This window comes from Phormidium sp. CCY1219 (genome assembly GCF_055795085.1).
The window spans coordinates 48,585-58,713 of sequence record NZ_JAYFEQ010000531.1; the positions used below are offsets into that span (position 1 = coordinate 48,585).

Annotated in this window: 8 protein-coding genes; 4 read left to right on the forward strand and 4 right to left on the reverse strand. The window is 51.1% G+C overall.

Translation table 11 applies throughout. The features are described from left to right. Window positions 1-6: 6 nt before the first annotated feature. From AC0QH1_RS14615 to AC0QH1_RS14625, 3 genes are all read left to right on the forward strand, one after another. Window positions 7-1,386: an AAA family ATPase gene (locus AC0QH1_RS14615; protein WP_324631913.1), complete on the forward strand. Its 1,380-nt coding sequence runs from the start codon at window positions 7-9 to the stop codon at window positions 1,384-1,386. Between the two features lie 278 nt (window positions 1,387-1,664). After that, window positions 1,665-2,180 carry a DUF7733 domain-containing protein gene (locus tag AC0QH1_RS14620; protein ID WP_324631914.1) on the forward strand — a complete coding sequence of 172 codons (516 nt, stop codon included), beginning with the start codon at window positions 1,665-1,667 and terminating at the stop codon, window positions 2,178-2,180. 81 nt (window positions 2,181-2,261) lie between these two features. Further along, window positions 2,262-2,651: a hypothetical protein gene (locus AC0QH1_RS14625; protein WP_324631915.1), complete on the forward strand. Its 390-nt coding sequence runs from the start codon at window positions 2,262-2,264 to the stop codon at window positions 2,649-2,651. A gap of 150 nt (window positions 2,652-2,801) precedes the next feature. Here the strand turns inward: AC0QH1_RS14625 and AC0QH1_RS14630 are convergent, their stop codons facing one another. The 4 genes from AC0QH1_RS14630 to AC0QH1_RS14645 all read right to left on the reverse strand — a co-directional run bounded on the left by AC0QH1_RS14630 (window position 2,802) and on the right by AC0QH1_RS14645 (window position 9,212). Further along, complete coding sequence (locus AC0QH1_RS14630; RefSeq protein ID WP_324631916.1) at window positions 2,802-3,059, reverse strand: hypothetical protein; 258 nt, start codon at window positions 3,057-3,059, stop codon at window positions 2,802-2,804. A gap of 223 nt (window positions 3,060-3,282) precedes the next feature. Next, window positions 3,283-5,307, reverse strand: a complete 2,025-nt coding sequence (locus AC0QH1_RS14635) for a beta-barrel domain-containing protein (protein WP_324631917.1) — start codon at window positions 5,305-5,307, stop codon at window positions 3,283-3,285. A gap of 117 nt (window positions 5,308-5,424) precedes the next feature. Continuing rightward, window positions 5,425-8,457, reverse strand: coding sequence for a peptidase domain-containing ABC transporter (locus AC0QH1_RS14640; RefSeq protein WP_324631918.1), 3,033 nt, complete (start codon window positions 8,455-8,457; stop codon window positions 5,425-5,427). Next, complete coding sequence (locus AC0QH1_RS14645; protein WP_324631919.1) at window positions 8,454-9,212, reverse strand: peptidylprolyl isomerase; 759 nt, start codon at window positions 9,210-9,212, stop codon at window positions 8,454-8,456. The genes AC0QH1_RS14640 and AC0QH1_RS14645 overlap by 4 nt, the downstream gene beginning before the upstream one ends. 443 nt (window positions 9,213-9,655) lie before the next feature. Between AC0QH1_RS14645 and AC0QH1_RS14650 the strand changes: the two genes are divergently transcribed. Then, window positions 9,656-9,808, forward strand: a complete 153-nt coding sequence (locus AC0QH1_RS14650) for a hypothetical protein (protein WP_324631920.1) — start codon at window positions 9,656-9,658, stop codon at window positions 9,806-9,808. The last annotated feature ends 321 nt before the right edge of the window (window positions 9,809-10,129 follow it).

A 10,129-nucleotide genomic window follows, 5' to 3' on the forward strand; every position in this document is an offset into this window, starting at 1 on the left:
CAAACCATGCAAAATATCCAACCTTCTTTTCAAGCTTTGCGGGAAAACCTCCACCAGCGTCATTGGCAAGAATGGGCCGAATGGACCAGCGTGGGGGTTTCTGCAGTGGGCACCTTTGTCGCTGCATTGTCCGGACAGGTCGTCTATGCAGCGGCTCCCCTGACCCTGGCCCTGTCCTTAAATCTGGCATCGCGATCGCGCTTCAAGCACCAGCACGGACAAGAAACCAGCGCCCAAATTGCAGACCTGCGTCAGGTGGTGAATGGATTGTACGCCGCCCGGGAAGAAAAACCCGTCGCACCCCCCGTAGACTTGGATCCGTTTAAAGACGAACTGACTCAGTTGCGAAATCTGACTCAACGGTTAGAGAATAATGCGGTAAGAGAAGACGAGTGGGAGACGGTGAATGTCCGACTATTGCTGCTCCAAGAACAGATCGCCAAGCTGTGGGAAACCCTAGAGGGAGGCCCTACTTCCATCCCCACCGAATCGGTGGATGACAACGCCAATTTGCCGAGTAACTTCAGTGACGTGCAAGAGGCGATCGCGCAACTCTCGCACAATTTTTCCCACCTGCAAACCGAAGTGCAAGCGATCGCTTCCGGAAGGGAATCCACTGGCGATCGGCTGTCACCGGAACTCGAACCCTTGCTCGCGCGAGTGGCCCGGTTAGAGCAGCATAACAAAAAGATTATCAAACCCTATTTGCAGCGCCTGACGGGGATGGTGAAAAAATTGGAGAATTCCCACTCCCTCAGCGCGGTGAAAGAAAAACTCGATGGGTTGAGTTCCCAAATGGAAGGGCACCCGGAACGCCATCAAATTGAAGAATTGCAACGAGAGTTAGGACTCGCCACTGCAGGATTGAGCCAACTGGAACACCGATTCGAGGCCCTTTCCCCGCAAACCGATGCCGAGCAACTCAGCTCTTTAGAAGCGGCGATCGCCGAACTTTTTGAGAAGGTGAACGCCCTGCACGGTCAAATGCAACGTCGCCTCAGTTCCTTGGAACATGGCGAAATCGAGCGCCTTCATAAAGAAATTGATTTGCACTCTCATACTATTGTTAATTTAGAAGAGCATTATGACGAGTTGCTCAATTTGGTCAACCAATTGGGCGATCGCTTGGAAAATTTGCCCCCACCGGCGAGAATTGAATTATTGGGGGATGAATTAGTCCGCCTTTCCGAAGCGATCGCTCAGATGCAAAAAGAAATCGGCTTGCTACCTGCTTCTTCTAAAACCGAGTTCGAGCAGCAGATAGAAGAGTTAAAAACTGCGATCGCTAACCTAGAACGAAACAACCTCAAATACGTGACCAAAAAAGATTTATTGCCTCTGGTTCTCTCATTGAAGAAACTGGGACAACACAAGTTGAACTCTTAGTTGGTCATTGGTTATTGGTCATTGGTCATTGGTTATTGGTCATTTGTTGTTGGTCATTGGTCATTTGTTGTTGGTCATTGGTCATTTGTAATTTGTCATTGGTGGTTGGTTGTTGTTGGTCCGGTTGTAGAAATGGGATTAATGGCGTTTACAGGTTGGGCAAATAATTTGCATGCTTCCTGACAGGGGGAAAGGGCTGAGTGCAGCGCTTGGTAGGGGAGAAGATGCTTTTTTGGCGATAGTTTTTGTCGATATGGAGGTTGGGTAGATTAGCCGTTATGAATTATAATTTACTGCTGGAAACGATAGGGTTTTTGGCGATCGCGAATTCTTTTTTTGTGATTTTTTGGCGCAGGTGGAGAAACTTACCGCCCTATCACCTACCCGAATCGTTGCCGAGTTGGTTTACGCCGTGGTTGTATATCGTGCTGATTGTAGGGATTTTGCTGCCCGTGGGGGCATTGCTGTGGTGGGGAGTATTTTTAGGAAACCGGCTTGTGGTGGAGGCGATCGCGCCGTATTTGCTCCTTGTCGGATTGCAAGTCTTATCCGAAAGCGTCACCCTGAATCAACTGCAATCTTGCGTGTGGGTAACGGTGCCATTCGTGTATATTCCCTATCGAATTTGGCAGTTAGCCAGGGGCGCGATGCTGCTTGGGGAAGACAGTGGAACCCTTTGGGTGCAGAGATTATTGATATTAGAAATCGGGGTATGGGTTATTAATTACCTCTTAGACTTGTCAGAAATTCCGCGATTGTTGCGCTGGGATATTCAGGAGGAGTCAGAGAGATAAAGCGAGGGGTAGAAAAGTGGGGGAAATTGTGGTAAAACCGCCTAAACGGTGAGGCAAAGATACCAATGCCAACGAGAAATAATGACGAACAAGATTGCAAGACAAGCCACGGTATTTTTCAGTGAGGGCGCTTTAGGAGGGTTGACAAACTCCCTAACCGTGTGGTTATTTGGGCAATTATGGATTACCAGTGCCCTCGGGGTAAATATCGCGCCGGCACTGACCCCAAACTGGCTTTATCCGAGAATTGTGTGGGGTGGATTGTGGGGAGTTTTGTTTTTTCTTCCTATTTTGAAAAACCACCCGTTAAGCAAAGGGTTGGTGTTGAGTTTAGGGCCAACCCTTGCAATTGTTAGTAGTGTTTCCCGGGAAAGCGAAACAGGGAATGATGGGGTTGGAGTTGGGGATGTTAACCCGTATTTGTGGTATTGTTTAATGCCGTGTGGGGAATCACAGCAGCTTACTGGATAGAATACATTCGGCAGGGGAATTAGAGGGGGGAAGAGAGGCGATCGCCCATCCCCTAGCGTCGGTGAAGGGTAGGGAAACAGAAGTGCGGCGATCGCAGCCACCCCAAAATCCCGACCCCCTTTTTCTTCACCCCCAATTTCACAAAAATTCCTACAAACTCCCCTGGGAATCTGGAGCAATATCAATTCCTTTGCCTTGTTTCATCTGCTGCTGAGGGGTAATTAAATCGGTCAAATCATTAATTTCGATGCCCGTTTTCTGACCGGCTTTTTTCAGTTCTCGTTCAAAACTACTGAGATCGTCCCCATAACCGCATTGTCGTGCGGCAGCTTCCAATCCCTGATTTACACTGGCTTTTGCACAGTCAATTAACTCGACTCCTTCCAGTCGTTTCTCTTGGGGTGCCATAACTTCAGACCTATCGTACTGCTCAAAATAATTACCAGTGTATCACACTCCGTGACAAAACTCATCCCTCTGAAGGCATAAGTAGTCAGGTGGCGGTGCCCATGCGATCCGAATTTTCTCCACCCGATTCGGTATGACAAGATTCAAGTTATTTAAAATAAAAAGTCCGAACCGTTACGATTCAGACTTTTTAAGTCATCTTGACGGAGAAAACAATCGCGGTTTACTTCACCGTTTCGATAGTTCTGGCTTTGTTCGTCATGCGGCTGAGGAAAATCTGGAGAACGCTGCGTTTGCCAATTTTAATATTAGCTTGAACCGCCATCCCAGATTGGAGTTCCACCTGCAATCCGTTATTTAACAAGAATTTTTCAGAATCCAGTTCGATGGTGGCGGGGAATGCATAGTAGGGGCGAGTTTGTTCCGGTGGCAACACATCAGAACCCACACCGGTTAACATGCCGTTAACCGTGCCATATTCCGTCGCCGGAAAGGCTTCGATATTGACTTCCACCGGGACACCTTCTTCCCCTTCAGCTTTCGCCTTGCGGAGGGCATCGAGAACCATTGCCACATCTTTATTTTGGATGTAAACCGACGCTTCGAGTTCCTGATTCGGAACGATTTTCAACAGGGGTTCCGGCATCCGTTCGACCACCACATAATCTTCAGCATTGGGTTTCAAATCGAAGACATAGCCGCTGACGGGGGCTTTAATTTCTTGGTATCGCAACTGTAGATTTGCCTTTTCGAGCTGACCTTCAATTTGGGCGATGCGCTTGTCATTTTCGAGTTTGCTGCGACTCAGTTGACCATTGATATCGGAGATGCGTTTTTGGTTTTCGGCGATTTTGCTGAGGATATCTTTTCGAGAGAGAGCCTGAGTATTTTGCAGTTCTTCGCGGGATCGAGCGATCGCCACATTAATCCGCTGTTTTTCATTAGTCAGGCGCTCGATTTCCCCTTGACGGGACAGCACTTCATTCTGCAACCGCAGAACTTCCCCTTCCCGCGCCGAGATTTCATTTTCAGTTCGCAGAACTTCCGCTTCCCGCGCCGAGATTTCATTTCGCAACCGCAGAACTTCCGCTTCCCGCGCCGAAACCTCATTTTCACTTCGCAGAACTTCTGCTTCCCGCGCCGAAATCTCATTTTGACGGTTAATAATTTCCGCTTCTTGTGCTGCTAGTTGTTGCTGACGACTCAGAAGTTCTGCTTCGCGATTAGAGACTTCTGCTTCGCTTCGCAAAATTTCTTGGGCTTGACGTTCTTGTTGCAGTTCAGATAACGCACCTTCTGCCACCACCGGTTGGATGCGATCCATGATACTTTGATTGACATCGCGAGACTTTTTCGCCGTTGCCAATTGAGCTTGAGCCGTGGGAATTTGACGGCGAGCCACTTCTAACTGTTGCATGGCGCGCGGTAATTGGCGGCGAGCATTTTCCAATTGCGTTTGTGCTTTCGGTAATTGTCTTCTGGCGTTTTGCAGTTGAGCCTGAGCGGTGGCTAATTGTTGGGTAGCAATGGCTACTTGACTTTGCGCCGTGGGTAATTGGCGTTTTGCCGTTTCTAATTGCCGTTGCGCCGATTCTAATTGTCCTCGAGACACGACTAATTGTCCGCGCGCGGTGGGCAACTGATTGTTAATTTGATCGAGTTGTTTTTGCAGCTCTTCGACCTGTAGTCTTGCGGCTTGTACGCGGGAGCGATATTCTTGTTGGCTAGCGGCGAGCAATTGTTCTTGGTTGAGGTCAAATTCGCCGCCATTGCCTGCAGTGGTGCCGCCGGAAAGCTGGGCGCGTAAAAATTGATTTTCCGAGATTAAGTTGGCGCGCAGTTTGGTGAGGTTTTCCAGTTCCGAGCCGGCTTCGCCCACCGTATTGCCATTGAGGGCGGCGATATAAAACTGATTTTCTTGTTTGAGGGCGTCGCGTTGTTTTTTCAGGGATTCCACATCTGCCACCGAAGCGGTGGGGTCGAGGGTGAGTAAGAGTTGGCCTTTTCTAACCAGTTCGCCCCCTTCCACGTGAATTTCGCGCACCACGCCACCGGTGGGGGGTTTGACTTCCACCACTGCACCTTGGGGTTCTAATTTGCCCGAGGTGGGAACGGCTTGGTCTACTTTAGCCCAAGCCGCCCAAGCCACGCCCGAGGTGGTCATGCCAATAATTAACCAAATGAATATGCTAGACCAAATTGGCGATCGCTCTAAAATAACAGGTTGGTCGAAAACTGCTGATTTCATAGTGCTTATGGGTTAGGAATTAGGGGTAACAATACAGGAGAGTCGGAATCGAGAATGAAGCAATCCGGAGGAATCAAAATGCCCCTCGCTCGGTCAAGCTTCATTCCCGCTGACGTTCTATACTTGGGATTCCTGCTGTTGATACAGGCAGTAGTAGAGACCCTTGAGCGCCATTAATTCGTCGTGGGTGCCTTCTTCCACCACCGAACCTTGTTCCATCATTAGGATGGTATCGGCTTTTCTCACCGTAGACAGGCGGTGGGTGATGAAGAAGACCGTGCGACCGCGAAACGCTTCGGCGAGGTTATCGCTGACTTGGCGTTCGGAATTGTAGTCGAGGGCGCTGGTGGCTTCGTCGAGAATTAACAGATGGGGATTTTGCAGAACCGTCCGCGCGATCGCGATCCGCTGTCGCTGACCCCCAGACAAGGAAGAACCCCGTTCCCCCACCACAGTGTTATATCCATTGGGAAGACTCATAATAAAGTCGTGTGCCACAGCAATTTTGGCGGCGTCAATAATCTGATCGGTAGTGGCATCGGGATTGGTCAGGGAAATATTGTCCTGGACCGTGCCATTAAACAGCAGGGTATCCTGAAGCACCACGCCAATTTGGCTCCGCAGGGAATGGAGTTCCACCTTACTAATATCGTACCCATCCAACAGAATCCGACCACCAGTGGGTTCGTAGAGGCGTTGCAACAGTTTCATCAAGGTACTCTTACCCGAACCGCTTTGCCCCACAATGCCGACAAACTGACCGGGAGCGAAGTCCAAATTGACATTCGCCAACTGTAGGGACTTGCTGCTGGGGAAGTGGAACGACACGCCCTCAAATCGAACCGCGCCTTCAATTTCGGGTAAGGGAATATTGCTGCGGTCTTGTTCGTCTGCTTCCGGGTGAGCTTCGAGAATATCGCGCAGACGTTCCACGGACATAGCGGTTTCTTGGAAAGATTGCCACACCTGGACGAAGCGCAGCAGAGAACCGGTGACGTTTGAGGCAATAATCCGGAAGGCGATTAACTGACCCAAGGACATCTGCGGGGGGTCGCTCAAGACCATGTGGGCACCCACCCACAGCAGCAGCAGTCCGGAGAGTTTATTCAAAAAGTTACTGATCGAGCTAGCGCTGGTGGAGGTCAGGACGGTTTTAAAGCCGGCACTGATGTAGCGAGCGTAGCGATCGTACCAATTCCAGCGAGAGGTCATCTCGATGGTCTGGGCTTTCACGGTTTGAATGCCCGAGAGGACCTCCACCAAATAGGATTGGGTATCGGCATAGCGCTCGGCGCGCTTGCGGAGGAGTCGCTGGACGATGGGAGAGACGAAGACGATGAGCAGGGTAAAGAAGGGGACGGTTGCGAGGGCAACTGCCGTCATTAACAAGCTGTAGGAGAGCATGACGGCGATATAAATCACCGAGAAGAGGGCATCGAGAACCACGGTGAGGGCGGTTCCGGTGAGAAATTGCCGAATGCGCTCCAATTCGCCCACCCGTCCGGCGAGTTCGCCGACGCGCCGCTGGTCGAAGTAGTTCAGGGGGAGTCGCAGGAGGTGATCGATGACCTGGGATCCGAGGCTGAGGTCGATGCGGTTGGTGGTATCCACAAACAGGTAGGTGCGGAGCCAGGTTAGGGCTCCTTCAAAGACCGCCACGCCGACCATTAAGGCTCCCAGGATATCCAGGGTTTCGAGGCTTCTTTGGCCGATTACTTTGTCGATAATCACCTGGGTGATTAGGGGGTTGGCGAGGCCAAAGAGCTGGACGAAAAATGAGGCGAGAAAGACTTGGACGAGGATGCCTTTGTATTTGAGCAGTTCTGGTAGGAACCACCAGAAGTTGAATTTTTCTCGCTTTTCTTCGGGGGGTGGCTGTAGCAGCAGGACTTGCTGGGTGTCTGCTTCCTGCCCATCGGTGGGGGGGAGGGCTTCGAGCTGCCACTGTTGAGTGAATTTCTTGGGTTTTTTGCGGACGATTCCCCGGGAGGGGATGGCGGCCACGATTTCGCGATCGCTGATGCTGAACAATAAGGCAAAGCTATCTTTCCAGCGAATCATGGCTGGTGCTTTCAGGCGACCGAGTAGGTCTCCGGGGACATTGACCAGTTGACCGTTAAATCCCATCATGCCGGCAACTGCGCCGCAAGATTGCAGGGTGAGCTTTCCGTGGGTGTTGTACTGATTGTCCAATACGCGGCGCACTACGTCGCGGCGCACGCGAATGCCGTAGTGTTTCGCCAGCATCTCGAAGCAGGCGACGGTACCATTGATGGTGCCTTTCCCCCGAACGAAGGGGTAGCGGGTTTTCCCTCGGGTGGGTTTTTCGTCGGGTTCTGGTTCGGGGGGGCGATCGGGGGCGTAGGGAATGTCTGACTCGGTTCTCTCTACTGGGCGATCGCTGGGCACCACTTCGGCTTCCACGGGTTCGGCGGGGGCGCTCGAACCGGCGAGGTCGAATGGGGGTAAGCCGACGACTCTGGCTCCTTGGGGACTGGAGAGCTTCCCGATGCTCTCGGCATTTACCATCAGGGGGCTGCTGATTTCTAGTTCGCCGATCGCTCCCCCACTGAGGAACCAGAGGCGATCGCGCTCTAATTGGCCGAAATCCACTTTCCCTTTGGGCAAGTTCACTACCACCGAATCGGGCCAGAGTTTCAGGGTGAGTTCTTTCAGGTTGGTGGTTGCATCTGCCCTGCGTTCCAGTTCCGCTGAGAGTAGTGCAAAGACTTCACACAGGGCGGCTTGTTGTTGAAAGGCTTGCTGCAACTCGGGTTCGGATTTGAGGCGATCGAGAAAGTGTTGGGCGCTGAGGGTGATGCAAATCAGTTCGGAGGAGGCGATCGCGCTTTCTGAGGCGACGCCGCGCACTAAGGAGGCCCAGCCGAGAATTTCTCCCGGTCCTGCGAGTCGCAAGCTGACCATTGCTTCCGATCGGCTATCGCGACCCAATTCCCGCGCTTGACCTTCGTAGAGAATCGCGACTTGGGTGGGCATTTTCCCCGGTTCAAAGATGGCTTGACCAGTCCGATAGCGCAGCAGTTGGCATTTGGATGCCAGGTCTTGCAGCGCCCTATCCCCGAGGCGATCGAATGGCGGGGTTTGAGCCAGAAATGTTGCGATTTGAGACGGTGTAACGGTTGATGTCATGATTGAGAAGCTGCGCCTAACCCGATAGGTTGCAAGGAGCCAAGTTTTTGAATTTGCTCTCGCAACCAGTTTTCAAACATTTCGTTGATTAAATGCTGACGCATGGCGTCATCTAGCTGAGCTGGAATAAATTTTTCTAATCGAATAATCACAAACCATACATCTAATTGCCTTGGCGGCCATAGTTGACGGGGCTGACTAATTGACAACAGTTTACCAATTAGCGGATGAGGCTGGTTAACTGGCACCGGTCCGAGTAATCCCCCGGTTCGGCTTTCTGGTCCTTTGGAGTATTGGCGGGCGGCATCTTCGAAGCTCTGTTCTCCTTCGGAAATGCGAAAGTAGATTTCTTGCGCTAATCCGCCATCTTGGGTGCGAATTAGGGAATAGACGACGCGATCGAGGCTGCTTTTGCGCGACATAAAGTAGCTTTGCACTTTTGGCCCCCAAGTGGCGGTTTTAAATTTTTCTATCAGCAGCTTTCGCTCTACCTGTTGCACCATCATCTCTTGGGTCATGCCTTGGCTTTTTAACCAGGCTTCTCGAACTTCTGGCGAGGTCAGCTTTTGCTGCACGGCAAAGTCCTCTACCGCCCTCATGCGCTCTTCTTCGGTGCAAGAGATGTTGGCTTCGGCTATCCCGTTGTCGATGACGATTCCCCGACAAAAATCCCGCTCTAATTGATATCGTTTTAACAAATCCAGTAGCTCTTCGGCTTTGATTACCTTGTCGCCAAGTTGGAACAGGTCACTCATGTCTTACACAACCTCCGTCAGACCACAAATATAACCAATCCGAGTTGGCGCAAGCCAGGAAGATGCTTTCCCACCCAGAAACAGTTGTGGCAACCTGGTTTTTTGCCGCAACTCCTTGCAATTCCGGAGTGTGACCGGATTTTATGCCAGAGGGGGTTTTTTCTCAGGACGCTGGCCAACTTTGATTGGTTTCTTTTTCATCTTGCCCAAACATGGCGCTGTTTTACGATGGGACATCTCGCAGAATTCTCAATCAATCGCGATCGCTGTTTTTCTTTTGTCTCCATCTCGCCACCAACCGGTGCCTTTTCTGCTCGATTCTGCCGATCTTTCGCCGCTAAATCCACCCTAGCCCAGTTTCTCGTTCATTGTAACAACTATGACTATTGTCGGGGTTAAATTGCCAGGAGAAAATATTCTCCCACATCTGTGTTGCGAAAATCATGCCAGAAATCAATGCCGACAACCCCCAATTCGATCCCGATTTGACTGGGAAGTTTTGTTGCACATGCCCTTCCCTTTCCCCCATGCCCCACCGGCGATCTCGCCGCAACTTCGGCATTGCCAGTGGCGCGATCGCCCCTCTACCAAGCTAAAATATCCCCCACACTGCCCTATGCTCCCCCTCCTCCCACCTCTCCGGTTAAAATTCCCTGTGCGCCAACCGCTTCAATTCCCACCGCCTACAGCCCACCGGATTTTTTGAATCTTATCAAGTTTCACATTGCCTTCGCCAATCCCATTACCCTCGCGAAAGCTCAATCTACATCCAGAAAAAAGAGATAAGCAAGTAATGCATTGCACACAAGTCCTGCCTGACGCATCGGATTCATTGTAGGAGATCGCCCCAGGGATTGTCAACCCCCAATTCTTAATTCTTATTTGTTTGATAGATTAATGGGTATCGAGTCTCGGAG

What these genes read in the sequence shown, in the direction of transcription:
- AC0QH1_RS14615 (WP_324631913.1), top strand. Translation starts at nt 7, where the DNA reads ATGCAAAATATCCAACCTTCTTTTCAAGCTTTGCGGGAAAACCTCCAC.
- AC0QH1_RS14620 (WP_324631914.1), top strand. Translation starts at nt 1,665, where the DNA reads ATGAATTATAATTTACTGCTGGAAACGATAGGGTTTTTGGCGATCGCG.
- AC0QH1_RS14625 (WP_324631915.1), top strand. Translation starts at nt 2,262, where the DNA reads ATGACGAACAAGATTGCAAGACAAGCCACGGTATTTTTCAGTGAGGGC.
- AC0QH1_RS14630 (WP_324631916.1), bottom strand. Translation starts at nt 3,059, where the DNA reads ATGGCACCCCAAGAGAAACGACTGGAAGGAGTCGAGTTAATTGACTGT.
- AC0QH1_RS14635 (WP_324631917.1), bottom strand. Translation starts at nt 5,307, where the DNA reads ATGAAATCAGCAGTTTTCGACCAACCTGTTATTTTAGAGCGATCGCCA.
- AC0QH1_RS14640 (WP_324631918.1), bottom strand. Translation starts at nt 8,457, where the DNA reads ATGACATCAACCGTTACACCGTCTCAAATCGCAACATTTCTGGCTCAA.
- AC0QH1_RS14645 (WP_324631919.1), bottom strand. Translation starts at nt 9,212, where the DNA reads ATGAGTGACCTGTTCCAACTTGGCGACAAGGTAATCAAAGCCGAAGAG.
- AC0QH1_RS14650 (WP_324631920.1), top strand. Translation starts at nt 9,656, where the DNA reads ATGCCAGAAATCAATGCCGACAACCCCCAATTCGATCCCGATTTGACT.